The organism is Eisenbergiella porci, assembly GCF_009696275.1.
Classification (GTDB): Bacteria; Bacillota; Clostridia; order Lachnospirales; family Lachnospiraceae; genus Eisenbergiella; species Eisenbergiella porci.
The window spans coordinates 13598-27991 of record NZ_VUMI01000045.1 but is presented as its reverse complement, the minus strand read 5'-3'; the positions used below and the strand labels follow the sequence as shown (position 1 = coordinate 27991).

The following is a 14394-nucleotide window of genomic DNA, read 5'->3' as shown; positions in this document are numbered from 1 at the left end:
ATGAATACCAACGATCTGAATACGGCCCTCTATGAGAAGATGGCCGCTGAACAGGACAAATACCGGGACTGGCTGAAAAGCCAGCCCCCGGCAGAGGTTCTGAACCACGCCTATGAGTACACTGTCCGGGAGGACATTGTGATGGCCATGGAAGAACTGGAGCTGACCGATGCACAGGCACAGGCACTTTTGGATTCTCCCACGCCGCTGGCCGATGTGTACCGCTACTTTGAAAAGCTGGAGACCGGTTACATGGATGTGATCCGGGACAGCATTGAGAACCGGGCGGATGATGCCTGCAAAGCCCAAGCAGAGCTGCGGAAGGCCGCCATCTACCCCCACTCCGCCGCCTACGCCAGAGAGCATGGGGAGTTAGAGCAGTACCGAGCCTCCAACCATGCAAATTTTCAGTGTAAAGAGGCCATTGAAGCGGCGGTGCGGGAACACTTCGACGGGATGTATCTCAGCCACGATGCCGCCAAGAGTGTGATCGAAACCTACGGCATAGACAGGGTTGCACTGGTTCTGGCCAACACAGTCCAGCTTCAGGACTGGGATGGCCGCTATTCCCGTCGCAACAAGGAATGGGCCAAGACCATCCCCAACTACAATTCCAATACCGTCCGGTGCGGTTATGTCCTGAACAGCCACCCGGCGGTATTGGACGGCTTTATTGATCTGGTACGGGAGGAACAGCAGCGCAGCCACACTCAGGGAGAAAAAGTGCAGCCGCCCCGGACTTCGGTGCGGGAAAAACTCAAGCAGGAACCGCCTGCCCGCAATCCCGTCGCCCCAAAGAAACGGGAGCCGGAGCGATGAGCAGCCAAAAACGCAAACGGGATGTGCCGGTCCTGTTTTGGGTCTCCGCTGCGGAGATGGATGCGATCCAGCAAAAAATGGCGCAGTTTGGCACAAAAAACCTGAGCGCCTATCTGCGGAAAATGGCTGTAGACGGCTATGTGGTGCAGCTGGATTTGCCGGAGCTGAAAGAACTGGTTTCTCTCATGCGTTATTCCAGCAATAACTTAAACCAGCTGACCCGCAAGGTGCATGAAACCGGGCGGATTTTTGATGCCGATCTGGAGGACATATCCCAGCGGCAGGAACAGCTATGGGAGGGCGTAAAGGAGATACTGACCCGGCTCTCCAAACTTTCGTAACAGGGACATTTACCCCATCTGCGGAGGGAGGAACGGCGTTCTTTTCGCCGCGCCTTCCTCCGCTTTTTCTTTTTGCCCGTATCCTTGCCTTTTGGCTGTACCGGCAGGATAATATGGATAGAAAATAGATTGCCGCAAAGGAGTTGAGTATAGATGAAAACCTTTGAAAAAGTGCTGGAGATGTTCCGGGATTATCTGGACTGTGATCTGGAGGAAGAAGTCCTCCCTTGCCGAGAAGGGTATCTCCGCGTCACATGGAACGGTGATTCCCGCTACTGTGTGGATGGACTTCTCAGCCGGACGCCGGACGAACTGTTCGAGGTGCTGTTATCCGATTATCGCAGCTATCAGGAACTGCGGCTGACGAAAGGATGCCGGGAAGTGACGGAAGAAGATGAGAGACAGGCGGAAATTCTCTGTCAGAGCTTTCGGGAACGATGGGAGGAGGAACGAGAATGAGAGCATTGGTATTTTTGCTGAAGCTGCTGTTGAAGATTTTGGTAGCTCCGGTGATCCTGGCGCTGACCCTGTTCGTCTGGATTTGTGTGGGAATCGTCTATATCTCCGGTCTGGTGCTGGGGCTTATCAGCATGGTGGTTGCCCTGCTGGGCGTGGCAGTTTTGATTACCTACTCCCCGCAAAACGGCATCATCCTGCTGGTAATGGCGTTTCTCATCAGTCCCTATGGTCTGCCAATGGCCGCCATCTGGCTGCTGGGCAAGGTGCAGGACTTGAAATTTGCCATTCAGGATTTGGTTTATGAATAAAATACGCTGCTGGTGCTATTTTACTTTCCTCAAAAAATAGGATATACTAATAAATGAATGTACTCTGCCGCCATGTGCGGACAGTTTTAGATAAGGAGGGCGTGTATGGAAAAACAATTAACACCAGGCAGCTCCATGATTCTGGAGATCCGGGAACTGCTGGAAAACGCCAGAAAAAATGTTGCACAGCAGGTCAATACACAGCTTTTGACAACCTACTGGAACATTGGACGGATTATCGTAGAATATGAACAGCAAAATCAGATTCGCGCAGACTATGGAAAACAAACCTTAAAGGAACTTTCCAAAGAACTAACACGGGAATTCGGCAAAGGTTTTTCTCGTTCTAATCTACAAAATATGCGGGCATTTTATCTTGCCTATGAAAAATGCCAGACAGTGTCTGGCAAATTGTCCTGGTCCCATTACTGCGAGCTTTTGAGTATTACCGATGAGAACAAGCGCAGCTTTTATGAGAAGGAGTCTATCAATTCGGGCTGGTCAGTTCGGGAGTTGAAACGGCAGATTGACAGCTCGCTGTATGAACGGCTGCTACTTTCCAGCGGAGATGCGAATAAAGAAAAGGTTCTTTCTCTGGCTCAGAAAGGGGTTGAGATCAGCCAGCCAGCTGACATCATCCGTGATCCCTATGTGTTCGAGTTCTTGGGTGTGCCGGAGAACAAACCCATGTTGGAAAGCGATTTGGAAAAGGCTCTTGTCGCACAGATTGAAAAGTTCCTTTTGGAACTTGGGCGAGGCTTCATGTTTGTCGGAACCCAGCAGCGTGTAACCCTGAACAACACCCACTACTATGTGGACATGGTGTTTTACAACAAAATCCTCCGCGCTTATGTGCTGATTGAACTGAAAACGAAAAAACTGACACCAGAGGCTGCCGGTCAGCTCAATATGTACTTAAACTACTATGCGGCGGAAGTCAATGACCATGACGACAACCCTCCTATCGGTATTATCCTCTGTACGGAAAAAGACAGCATCGCGGCGGAATATGCCCTGGGCGGTCTGTCCAACAATATCTTCGCATCCCGGTATGTTCTCTATATGCCGGACAAAGAACAGCTGATCGCTCAGGTGGAGGCCGTCTTGAAAAGCTGGCACGAAAAGAAAGACAATAGCCATGACTGAAAAAGAACTGATTGGAAAAGTACATTCAGCGGTCTATCATCAATGCCAGCGCCGTGGTTATGCGGCTCCGGTGGATGTGCTGATGGAGGTCGGTGTCCTGCCAAAACAGAAATATGAGGACTGGCGGTTTGGACGGGTGGATTATTTGGAACGGGTCTGCACTGTCAATCTGCGCAAGCTCTCATTCATCATGCACCAGATGCGGGTGTACGCACAGAAAACCGGCTTAAAACCCTCCTTCTGTTACTACAAGCAATGGGGTGTAAAAAAGAAAAATGGGCAGGGACACAAGCCGGTGATTCCGCTGCGGTTCAGCAAAAGCGGAAACCCGGAAATTGAGAAATGGTATGCAACTCATTTTGTGGACACCAAACGGATTGCAGTCTTAAAAGCACAGCAGCCTGTTGAAAATTCAGATTAACCAAAGGACAGCTTACACAGCTGTCCTTTTCTTTTTGGAAAGGAGGTTCCCCCCTATGGCAACCACACGCATCATGCCGCTGCATATCGGCAAGGGCCGCACCGAAAGTCAGGCAATCAGCGACATCATTGATTATGTGGCAAATCCACAAAAGACCGACAACGGAAAATTGATTACCGGCTACGGCTGTGACAGCCGGACCGCTGATGCCGAGTTTCTGTTGGCGAAACGGCAGTACATCGCCGCTACCGGACGGGTACGCGGCGCGGACGATGTAATCGCCTATCATGTGCGCCAGTCGTTCAGACCCGGAGAGATCACACCGGAGAAAGCCAATCGGCTGGGCGTGGAATTTGCCAAGCGGTTTACCAAAAGCAATCATGCCTTCGTGGTCTGCACTCACATAGACAAATCGCACATTCATAATCACATCATCTGGTCGGCGGTCAATACGGACTGTGACCGCAAGTTCCGTAATTTTTGGGGCAGCACCAAAGCGGTCCGCCGGTTAAGCGATACCATCTGCATTGAGAACGGACTGTCCATTGTGGAGAACCCAAAGCCCCATGGAAAGAGCTACAACAAGTGGCTGGGCGAGCAGGCCAAACCCTCCCACCGGGAACAGCTGCGGGTGATGATTGACCGGGCGCTGGAACAAAAGCCCGCAGACTTTGACGCGCTGCTGAAGCTGCTCTCGGAAATGGGCTGTGAGGTATCCCGGCGTGGGAAAGCAATCCGGCTCAAAGCCCCCGGCTGGAAGAATGTAGCCCGTATGGATGACAAGCTGGGAGCCGGGTACAGTGAAGCAGAAATCCGTGCGGTGCTGGCCGGAGAAAAACAGCACACGCCCCGTAAAAAATCCACCGTACAGCCGGAGCCACCCAAGGTCAATCTGCTGGTGGATATTCAGGCAAAATTGCAGGCCGGAAAAGGTGCTGGCTATGCGCGTTGGGCCAAAGTTTTCAATCTGAAGCAAATGGCGCAGACCATGAATTACCTGTCAGAGCATAACCTGCTGGAGTACGCGGTTTTGGAAGAAAAGGCTGCGGCTGCCACGGCACATCACAATGAGCTTTCGGCGCAGATCAAAGCGGCTGAAAAGCGCATGGCGGAGATCGCCGTCCTACGTACTCATATCGTCAACTATGCCAAGACCCGTGACACCTATGTGGCCTACCGGAAGGCCGGGTATTCCCGGAAATTCCGAGAGGAACATGAGGAAGAAATCCTGCTCCATCAGGCTGCAAAAAATGCCTTTGATGAGCTGGGCGTGAAGAAACTGCCCAAGGTCAGAGATCTGCAAGCCGAGTATGCCAAGCTGCTGGAGGAAAAGAAGAAAACTTACGCCGAGTACCGGCGCTCCCGCGAGGAAATGCGGAAACTTTTAGTGGCAAAAGCCAATGTGGACCGGCTGCTGAAAATGGACGAGGAACAGAAAAAAGAACAGGAAAAAGACTACGGCCAGCGGTGAGCCGGTCATGGTCAAAAGCGTTCGCAGAACGCGCAGCCGCAGAATGAAATTCTGCGTTCAAAGGGGCTTGGGGGCGCTGCCCTCAACAAGCAAAGCGGAGGGGAAAATCACGGAGGGATTTTGCGCTCTGCGGGTCGGTGTGTATTAACACCGGCATTGCTTGCCTCTTTCCCGCAGGAATAAAATAAGCCAGTGACGAAACCTTCAAATTTCGCTCACTGGCCTACTTTGTTTCAAGTTTCTTGGAAAGTTCCTTTAGCTCCTCGGTAAATCCTCGCGTGTGGTGCAATAAGGTTTCTCGCATCTCCGGCGGACAGTTCATATACAGCAGCTTCATCTCATTCTGTCCTGCTTCGTCCGACGTGAGGTCCGGGTACATAAGCGAGTCCAGAGAAAGATGAACCACCTTTGCCAATGCTTTCAAGATTAGATAAGAAGGATTTCTCCTTGCTTTCTCAATATCGGCAATCTGTTTGGTAGAAACATGGGCTTCATCAGCCAACTGTTCCTGCGTCAGATTTTTTTCTTTTCTTGCTGCGCGGAGTGCCTCCCCCAAGGCAGCCAAATCATCAATCGGCATTATCGTTCACCTCAATAATATTGTATCGTTCCGGTTTGATTTGAGGAATAACCTTATCATTCCGGTTTACCAGTACGATTATACCGATTTTCTCTTTGGGAGCATGGTTGTAGGCTTGTATTCTTCGAGCGATAGAAATATAATAGAATAGATTGCTGGAGGTGTGAAGATGGATTACATGATGCTCAAAGAGGCAAGTGAAAAATGGAAAGTTTCAGTTCGACAGGTAAATTACTATTGTACCGATGGGCGCATCCCCGGCGCAGTAAAAATGGGAACTGTCTGGCTGATACCCAAAGATTCTCAAAAACCAGCTGACAAAAGATATAAAAGCACTCGCAGTAAGGAGGGTGAAGTCAAATGAAGCACATTTTCTTTGTAGAAGATGATTTAAGTTTAATCAATGGATTGTCATTCGCAATTCAAAAGCAAGGATATGAGTTGACGATTGCTCGTACAATCGCGGAGGCGAAACAACTATGGGCAAACGGCAATTATGATTTGGCGGTTTTGGATGTAACTTTGCCGGATGGTTCCGGTTTCGATCTTTGCCAAAAAATCCGGGCATCTTCTAAAGTCCCGATTATGTTTTTGACTGCTGCCGACGAGGAAACAAATATTATTATGGGCCTCGATATTGGCGGTGATGACTATATTACTAAACCGTTCAAGCTGGCTGTTTTTCTTTCGAGGGTCAATGCCCTTCTCCGTCGCAGCGAAAATTATAATCAGGCACAAGACAACAACACTTCATTGAAATCGAATGGCATAGAGGTTCAGCTTCTCAAACAGGAAGTTACTAAAAACGGTGTTGCAGTTAGCTTGACCGCCAGCGAATATAAGCTGCTGTGCCTATTCATGGAAAACCCCAATATCGTTCTTTCACCTGAACAGATTTTGGGTAAACTATGGGATTGTGATGAAAAATACATTGATAATAACACCCTGACTGTATATATCCGGCGGCTTCGCACGAAAATCGAAGATAATCCTGCCGATCCTCAAAAAATTGTGACGGTTCGCCGCATGGGATACAAATGGAACGAAACAGATAGGGGTGTGTTATGAAAATACTGGTCAATCGAAAAATCAACTGCCTTTTTCTGTGTCTATTACTGATAATGGCAGTATTCACCGCAACTGCAATTATCTTTATTATTCTGGATTTGGAGAATATAGTCCTTTATGTGTCAGTAGCCGCCGTGCTGATGATACTGTTTGTTCTTATCGCCCTGTATTTGTATTTTCGAGAACAAAGCAAAGTTATGAATGAAGCCATAGAGCAAATTCGGGAATACATTGCAGGCAACAGAAATGCACGTATCGAGTGTGATGATGAAGGCGACTTATACCGGCTGTTCCATGAGGTCAATTCCCTGGTTGCAATTTTGAACGCTCATGCTGAGAACGAAGGCCGCGACAAAACCTTTATGAAGAATACCATCTCCGATATTTCCCATCAGTTAAAGACGCCTCTTGCTGCGCTTAACATTTATAATGGCCTGATACAACAGGAAGTGAACGATAACCCGGAACTGAGGAAATTTGCCTCACTCTCTGAGCAGGAATTGGATCGGATTGAAAATCTTGTGCAAAATCTTTTGAAAATCACCAAGCTGGATGCAGGGACGATCACTCTGGAAAAATCTCGCCAGTATATTGCAGATATGATGGAGTATGTTAAAAAGCATTTTGCCTATCAAGTACAGCAACAGGAAAAATCGCTCATACTCTCTGGCGATGACGAAATCACCCTTTTCTGCGACCAAACCTGGTTAGTAGAGGCAGTCAGCAACTTGGTGAAGAATGCCATCGACCATACAAAGCCAGGTGCAACAATCTCCATTTCATGGAGAGCCTTTGCGTCTGTCATTCAGATCATTGTAAGCGATAATGGCAGCGGCATTCACCCGGAAGATCTGCCCCACATTTTCAAGCGGTTTTACCGCAGCCGGTTTTCAAAAGATACGCAAGGGATCGGGTTGGGCCTGCCGCTGGCAAAGGCCATTATAGAAGCACACAATGGAACGATTGAGGTGGATAGCACACTTGGGGTTGGAACAACCTTTACGATCAACTTTTTGATTCCTACAAAATTGTAGGGTTCCTGTCATAATGCAGTAGGGTTGACGTGCTACTCTTTCTATACCAAGACAGAAAGAGGTGTAATCTGATATGAATTTGTTAGAGGTCAAGAATATCTCTAAAACATACGGGACCGGCGAAGCTACGGTCCACGCTTTGAAACAGGCGACTTTCTCCGTCCCAAAGGGCGAGTTCGTTGCGATTGTCGGTGAGTCTGGCTCCGGTAAAAGTACGCTGCTGAACATGATCGGCGCGCTGGATACCCCCACTTCTGGAAAAGTGTTCATCGACGGCAAGGATATTTTCTCGATGAAGGAACGCAACCTGACGGTATTCCGGCGGCGGAACATCGGCTTCATCTTCCAGAGTTTCAACCTGATCCCAGAGCTGACGGTGGAGCAAAATATTATCTTCCCGGTGCTGCTGGACTACCAAAAGCCCAACAAAAAGTATCTGGAAGAACTGCTGACGGTGCTGGGCTTGAAAGAACGGCGCAACCATCTGCCCAGCCAGCTTTCCGGCGGCCAGCAGCAGCGTGTGGCGATTGGCCGTGCGCTGATTACCCGCCCGGCTCTGATCCTGGCCGATGAACCCACCGGCAACCTGGACACCCAGAATACCAGCGAAGTGATTGCCCTGCTGAAAGAAGCCTCCCGGCTGTATGAGCAGACCATCGTGATGATTACGCACAGCCAGAGCATCGCTCAGACCGCTGACCGCATCCTGCGGGTGTCGGATGGCGTGGTGACTGATTTTGGGAGGTGCCGGGAATGAGAAGTTATTTAAGCCTGATCCCGATTTCAGCAAGGGTTCACCGGCGGCAAAACCGCATGACGCTGCTCTGCATCATTTTCGCCGTGTTTATGGTCACGGCTATTTTCAGCATGGCGGAAATGGGCGCTCGGATGGAACAATCCAGACTGTCAGATAAGCATGGGGAGTTTTCGCTTATCGACAGTCTAATGGACACCGCAATGGGGCAGACATTGATGATTACGGCGGCTGGAATGTTTCTGCTGGTTCTGATTGCCGGGGTATTGATGATTTCCAGCAGCATTAACAGCAGTGTGGCGCAGCGCACCCAGTTCTTTGGCATGATGCGCTGTATCGGTATGAGTAAGCAGCAGATTATCCGCTTTGTCCGCTTGGAAGCCTTAAATTGGTGTAAAACCGCCGTTCCCATTGGTCTTGTCCTTGGGATTTTAACTTCCTGGGTATTATGTGCTGCTCTACGATTTCTTGTTGGGGAAGAATTTTCAAACATTCCGCTGTTTGGTATCAGTGGCATTGGAATTGTCAGCGGTATTTTGGTGGGTGTGATTACTGTCCTATTGGCGGCGAGAACCCCAGCCAAACACGCTGCAAGGGTTTCTCCCGTTGCGGCAGTTTCTGGAAATTCCGAAAAAGCAAAAGCAGGTCATCACGCTGTCCATACAATTTTTCTCAGGATTGAAACGGCGCTGGGTATTCACCATGCTGTGGCCGCAAAGAAAAACCTGTTTTTGATGACTGGCTCCTTTGCTTTGAGTATCATTCTGTTTTTGAGCTTTTCTGTTCTAATTGATTTTGTCGATCACCTGATGCCGCAATCGGCTGCCACCTCTGATATTGATATTTCAAGTAGTGACGGAGGCAATTCCATTGACAGCGATTTGGTACAGACGCTTTCAGCAATGGAGGGCGTGAAACAAGTCTATGGTCGCAGAAGCAGCTTCGACGTGGCTGCCGGTCTGGATGGTGACACGACCCTTTCCAGCACTTTGGATTTGGTTTCCTTTGACGATTTTGACCTGAAGGCTCTCCAAAAAGACGGTACACTCCGCTGGGGAAGCGACTTGTCAGAGGTTTATGGTGACAGCGAGTTTGTCCTTGCAACTTGGGATCAGAATAGTCCCTGGGCCGTGGGAGATACCATTCTCATAGGGGACGAGCAGATCACGATTGCCGGGCTGTTGAAATATGACCCATTCAGCGGGGATGGTCTCACAGGTGGCAAGATCACTCTGATTACATCTGACGAGACATTTACTCGGCTAACGGGTATCACCGATTATTCGCTTATTATGATTCAGACTACTTCCGACGCAACGGATGAAGATGTAGCCGCCATTCGTGAAATCGTGGAGGAAAGTGGTTATACCATGAACGATAAGCGGGATGAACGCACATCTGGCACTTATTTTGCCTTTGTTGCCTGCGTCTATGCTTTCCTTGGCATTATCACGCTGGTTACTGTGTTGAACATCGTGAACAGCATCTCCATGAGCGTATCGGCCCGTATTAGGCAATATGGCTCTATGCGGGCAGTAGGCATGGATGGCCGCCAGCTTTCCAAAATGATTCTGGCTGAAGCATTTACCTATGCCTTTTGGGGCTGTATCATCGGCTGTGCGGTTGGTCTGCCTTTCAGTAAAGTAATCTACGACTTCCTTATCACGGATCAATTTCCGTATGCGTCCTGGACTTTGCCTATCGGATCGCTGGCCGTCATCGTACTGTTTGTCATTGCTGCGGCGGTGCTTGCCGCATATTCTCCGGCCAAACGAATGCGGACAATCTCGGTGACGGAAACCATCAACGAACTGTGACAGGAATTATGAGCCGGTACAAACACAGGAAAAAACGTGCCATGAGAAAAACCATTTTGCGGTTGTTGCTCCTTGTAGCAGCCGTTGCGGTTATGGCGGGTTGCGTATTGATTGGCCGTGGTTATCAGATGTATCAGGCGGCGCTGACCCAGCAAAGTCTTGAAAGCAAAGTAGAGGAAATCCAGTCTGATTCGAGCTATACGGAGTTATCAGAACTTCCCAAAATGTATCTGAATGCCGTTGTAGCCGTTGAGGATCACCGTTTTGAACAGCATTTTGGAATTGATCTGATTGCCATAGGTCGGGCTGCATGGAATAATCTGACCACCTGGAGCCTGCGGGAAGGCGGCAGCACAATTACGCAGCAGCTTGCCAAAAATATGTATTTTACGCAGGAAAAGAGCTTTATTCGTAAGGTGGCAGAAATGTTTGTGGCGTTCCAGTTGGAACACACCTACACGAAAGACGAAATCCTGGAGCTGTATGTCAATTCCATATATTTTGGGGATGGCTATTACGGCATTGGTGACGCTTGTAAAGGATATTTGAATAAAGCGCCCATTGAGATGACGAATTATGAGTGTACCCTTATGGCGGGTATTCCCAATGCCCCCTCTGTGTACTCCTTAACAGAAAACCCGGCCTTGGCGGAGCAACGGCAGAAATATGTGGTTAGACAAATGGTAAAATACGGCTATATCACCGAAGATCAGGCACATCAATTTTCAAATAATTCAGCTATACAGGCAGCGACCTTGATGGTTTCATCAAGGCCGCTGTTTTTTAATTGTAATTCCTACAAAATTGTAGGGTCGCTGTCATAATGCAGTAGGGTTGACGTGCTACTCTTTCTATACCAAGACAGAAAGAGGTGTAATCTGATATGAATTTGTTAGAGGTCAAGAATATCTCTAAAACATACGGGACCGGCGAAGCTACGGTCCACGCTTTGAAACAGGCGACTTTCTCCGTTCCCAAGGGTGAGTTCGTTGCGATTGTCGGTGAGTCTGGCTCCGGTAAAAGTACGCTGCTGAACATGATCGGCGCGCTGGATACCCCCACTTCTGGAAAAGTGTTCATCGACGGCAAGGATATTTTCTCGATGAAGGAACGCAACCTGACGGTATTCCGGCGGCGGAATATCGGCTTCATTTTCCAGAGTTTCAACCTGATCCCAGAGCTGACGGTGGAGCAAAACATTATCTTCCCGGTGTTGCTGGACTACCAAAAGCCCAACAAAAAGTATCTGGAAGAACTGCTGACGGTGCTGGGCTTGAAAGAACGGCGCAACCATCTGCCCAGCCAGCTTTCCGGCGGCCAGCAGCAACGTGTGGCGATTGGCCGTGCGCTGATTTCCCGCCCGGCTCTGATCCTGGCTGATGAACCCACCGGCAACCTGGACACCCAGAATACCAGCGAAGTGATTGCCCTGCTGAAAGAAGCCTCCCGGCTGTATGAGCAGACCATCGTGATGATTACGCACAGCCAGAGCATCGCTCAGACTGCTGACCGCATCCTGCGGGTGTCGGATGGCGTGCTGACTGACATGGGGAGGTGCAGTGAATGAAGAGCTATTTAAGCCTTATCCCGATTTCGGCAAAGGTACACAGACGGTAGAGCCGGATGACACGAATTTGTATTATTCTTGCTGTCTTCCTCGTAACTGCAATTTTTTCCATGCCGGAAATGTGGACGGAAGGGCAGACAACTGCAATGCGCCATAATCATGGGAACTGGCACATTGCCCTTCAAAATGTACCGGAAGATAAAGCAGAACAGATTTGCGGAAATGCTAATGTTGGGGTTTTCTCATGGTATGATGTGATCAATGGTGATGCTGATCAGGGCTATTATATAAATGGCAAAAATGCGGTTTTATATGGCGCTGAGGAAGCATACGTTACAGACATTATGAATTATCCAACGGAAGGTGCTTATCCTCAGAGTGGGAAAGAAGTTGCGCTCAGTGCTGACGCAAAAGAGCTTTTTGGAATTAAGGTGAAGGACAGGATTGCCTTAAATACGCCTGCGGGGGTTCTTGAATACACCGTTTCTGGATTTTATGAGGATGATACAGAGTTTAACGACATCATTGAAGGTAGCTGCGTGTACATGAACAGAGAGGCATTTGATGAAGTACGCAGCTTGAATGGCGTGGAAGCATCGTCTCAGTTTTATATCCGGTTCGAGAAAGAGAAGGGCTTGAAGAAAACGATTGCTGAAATGAAAGAGCAATATAACCTTACGGATGAAAATGTTAAGGAGAACACGGCAGTTTTAAGTTTGCTGGGAGCCAGCACCGATGAAAGGGTAAGCGATCTTTATCCTCTGGCAATTACTTGTTTTGTAATCATATTGATTGCCGGTGTTTTAATGATCTCAGGTTGCATGAACAGTAATGTGGCGCAGCGGACAAAGTTTTTTGGAATGATGCGGTGTGTTGGGGCAAGCAAACAGCAGATTGTACGGCTTGTAAGGCTTGAGGCATTGAACTGGTGCAAAACCGCTATCCCGATTGGATGTGCATTAGGGACGGTAACTTGTTGGATAGCATGTGCGGTATTGCGGTTCTTTGTAAAAGGAGAATGGGTGGATATGCCTCTTTTTTCGGTAAGCATAAGCGGCATTCTTTGCGGAGCTGTTGTGGGCGTAGTTACGGTATTTATTGCGGCGCAGTCCCCTGCAAAACATGCAGCAAAAGTTTCCCCGGTAGCAGCCGTATCCGGAAATTCAGAATCATCGAAAAAAGTGGTCCATGCGGCAAATACGAAGCTTTTTAAAGTAGAAACCTCCCTTGGAATCCACCATGCGACAGCGTCTAAGAAAAACCTGTTTCTGATGACAGGCTCCTTTGCCCTTACAATCGTACTGTTCTTGGCTTTTTCCGCCTGCCTTGATGTTGTGCATAAATTGCTTCCGTCAGTGAGTGATTTCACGCCGGATATTACGATTGCGAGCGAAGACGAATCAAATTCCATAGATAGAAGGTTGTTAGAAGATATTTCAGAAATATCAGGTGTAGAGTCTACTTTTGGCATGATGTTTGATATAGATTATCCTGTTGAAATTAACGGCAACGCAGGGAAGATTGACCTGTTTTCTTATGGGGATTTTATGCTGGACAGCTTCAAAGGGTCAATGATAAGTGGAGATTTATCAAGTGTTTATGGGGATTCTGATTACGTGATGGCGGTCTATAATGATGCCGGACATCTGAATGTGGGGGATAAAATAAAGATTGGAAATAACGAGGTTGAAGTAGCATGTGTTGCATCCGAAGGAGTTGGGAGCGTCAGCGGCGCGACCGTTGTGGTGTGTTCAGAAGAAACCTATCGGAATCTAACAGGGGAGCAGGATTATGCTACAGTGAGCGTAATAACAAAAAGTGATATTTCCGAATCGGAAGTAGAGCAGATTCGTGATTTGTCTGATGGATATCAATTTTTCGATGACAGGGAAGAAAAGAACGAAGTTTCTGGCTCCTACTGGGTATTCCGAATTGCGGCATACGGTTTCCTGGCAATCATTTCTCTGATAACCGTGTTGAATATTATGAACAGCATTTCAATGAGTGTGTCTGCAAAGGTGAAGCAATACGGTGCAATGCGTGCTGTCGGGATGGAAAGCAGGCAGGTTACAAAGATGATAACGGCAGAGGCAGTAACATACGCTGCTTGCGGCACAATTGCCGAAACTGCACTTGGGTTGATACTTCACTATTTGATTTATGTGAAGATTGTCATTAGTCATTTTGGTGGTTTTTGGAATATCCCATTCAGCACTATTGGAATTATAATCTTGCTGGTTATGTTTTCATGTATCGTTGCAGTCCATGGCCCTGCCAAACGTATGCAGAGCATGGCAATCACCGAAACCATCAATGAGTTGTAATGGCTCAACATAAATTCTTGTCAATAATGTTTCTTTAATCTGCCGGGCGACGGCAAAAGAAAAAAAGCCGTCGCGCAGCAGCCCTTTGACACGCCCAAACGACCAGCGGCGGCTTTGAACGATCAAGGCCGCCGCTTTCTTCATGCCTGAAGGAGAGTGATACCAGGACCGGCGGCCCAGGGAGGGAGCCGCCGTGAGAGCAGTAATATGTAGTTCATCAAAAAAAGCCTTGCTTACGCCTCGGCTCTTTCTACTCCTCCACCGGCATCATCATGCCGGTTAATC

At 48.5% G+C, this 14394-nt stretch carries 16 protein-coding genes; 15 read left to right on the top strand and 1 reads right to left on the bottom strand.

Annotated features, from left to right (window positions below; all coding sequences use genetic code 11):
* The 7 genes from FYJ45_RS21530 (at position 1) to FYJ45_RS21500 (ending at position 4965) form a co-directional block, all read left to right on the top strand.
* Positions 1-819: a DUF3849 domain-containing protein gene (locus tag FYJ45_RS21530; protein WP_154467172.1), complete on the top strand. Its 819-nt coding sequence runs from the start codon at positions 1-3 to the stop codon at positions 817-819.
* The gene (locus FYJ45_RS21525) at positions 816-1160 is read left to right on the top strand and encodes a plasmid mobilization protein (RefSeq protein WP_154467171.1); all 345 of its coding nucleotides are present in this window, start codon (positions 816-818) and stop codon (positions 1158-1160) included. Before FYJ45_RS21530 ends, FYJ45_RS21525 begins: the two co-directional genes overlap by 4 nt.
* A 153-nt stretch (positions 1161-1313) precedes the next feature.
* Complete coding sequence (locus FYJ45_RS21520) at positions 1314-1619, top strand: hypothetical protein (protein WP_154467170.1); 306 nt, start codon at positions 1314-1316, stop codon at positions 1617-1619.
* Positions 1616-1927 (top strand): CD1845 family protein, encoded by a 312-nt coding sequence (locus FYJ45_RS21515; protein ID WP_154467169.1) that lies wholly within the window; start codon positions 1616-1618, stop codon positions 1925-1927. Before FYJ45_RS21520 ends, FYJ45_RS21515 begins: the two co-directional genes overlap by 4 nt.
* 105 nt (positions 1928-2032) lie before the next feature.
* Positions 2033-3073 (top strand): PDDEXK nuclease domain-containing protein, encoded by a 1041-nt coding sequence (locus FYJ45_RS21510; RefSeq protein WP_154467168.1) that lies wholly within the window; start codon positions 2033-2035, stop codon positions 3071-3073.
* A complete protein-coding gene (locus FYJ45_RS21505) occupies positions 3066-3494 on the top strand; it encodes a hypothetical protein (RefSeq protein ID WP_154467167.1) in 429 nt (142 codons plus the stop codon). The genes FYJ45_RS21510 and FYJ45_RS21505 overlap by 8 nt, the downstream gene beginning before the upstream one ends.
* A 55-nt stretch (positions 3495-3549) precedes the next feature.
* Positions 3550-4965 carry a relaxase/mobilization nuclease domain-containing protein gene (locus FYJ45_RS21500; protein WP_154467166.1) on the top strand — a complete coding sequence of 472 codons (1416 nt, stop codon included), beginning with the start codon at positions 3550-3552 and terminating at the stop codon, positions 4963-4965.
* 223 nt (positions 4966-5188) lie between these two features.
* Here the strand turns inward: FYJ45_RS21500 and FYJ45_RS21495 are convergent, their stop codons facing one another.
* Positions 5189-5545 (bottom strand): helix-turn-helix transcriptional regulator, encoded by a 357-nt coding sequence (locus FYJ45_RS21495; RefSeq protein WP_154467165.1) that lies wholly within the window; start codon positions 5543-5545, stop codon positions 5189-5191.
* A gap of 169 nt (positions 5546-5714) precedes the next feature.
* On the opposite strand from FYJ45_RS21495, the gene FYJ45_RS21490 reads away from it, so the two are divergent.
* The 8 genes from FYJ45_RS21490 (at position 5715) to FYJ45_RS21455 (ending at position 14109) form a co-directional block, all read left to right on the top strand.
* Positions 5715-5909: a MerR family transcriptional regulator gene (locus FYJ45_RS21490; protein WP_154467164.1), complete on the top strand. Its 195-nt coding sequence runs from the start codon at positions 5715-5717 to the stop codon at positions 5907-5909.
* Positions 5906-6613, top strand: coding sequence for a response regulator transcription factor (locus FYJ45_RS21485; protein WP_154467163.1), 708 nt, complete (start codon positions 5906-5908; stop codon positions 6611-6613). Before FYJ45_RS21490 ends, FYJ45_RS21485 begins: the two co-directional genes overlap by 4 nt.
* Complete coding sequence (locus tag FYJ45_RS21480) at positions 6610-7647, top strand: sensor histidine kinase (protein ID WP_154467162.1); 1038 nt, start codon at positions 6610-6612, stop codon at positions 7645-7647. The genes FYJ45_RS21485 and FYJ45_RS21480 overlap by 4 nt, the downstream gene beginning before the upstream one ends.
* Before the next feature lie 73 nt (positions 7648-7720).
* Positions 7721-8404: an ABC transporter ATP-binding protein gene (locus FYJ45_RS21475; protein WP_087221833.1), complete on the top strand. Its 684-nt coding sequence runs from the start codon at positions 7721-7723 to the stop codon at positions 8402-8404.
* The gene (locus tag FYJ45_RS21470; RefSeq protein WP_154467161.1) at positions 8401-10218 is read left to right on the top strand and encodes an ABC transporter permease; all 1818 of its coding nucleotides are present in this window, start codon (positions 8401-8403) and stop codon (positions 10216-10218) included. The genes FYJ45_RS21475 and FYJ45_RS21470 overlap by 4 nt, the downstream gene beginning before the upstream one ends.
* 41 nt (positions 10219-10259) lie before the next feature.
* On the top strand, positions 10260-11042 hold the full coding sequence (locus tag FYJ45_RS21465; RefSeq protein ID WP_235930937.1) for a transglycosylase domain-containing protein: 783 nt from the start codon (positions 10260-10262) through the stop codon (positions 11040-11042).
* A 59-nt stretch (positions 11043-11101) separates the two neighbouring features.
* Entirely contained in the window at positions 11102-11785 is a 684-nt protein-coding gene (locus FYJ45_RS21460) for an ABC transporter ATP-binding protein (RefSeq protein WP_154467160.1), read from the top strand.
* 56 nt (positions 11786-11841) lie between these two features.
* Entirely contained in the window at positions 11842-14109 is a 2268-nt protein-coding gene (locus FYJ45_RS21455; RefSeq protein WP_154467159.1) for an ABC transporter permease, read from the top strand.
* The last annotated feature ends 285 nt before the right edge of the window (positions 14110-14394 follow it).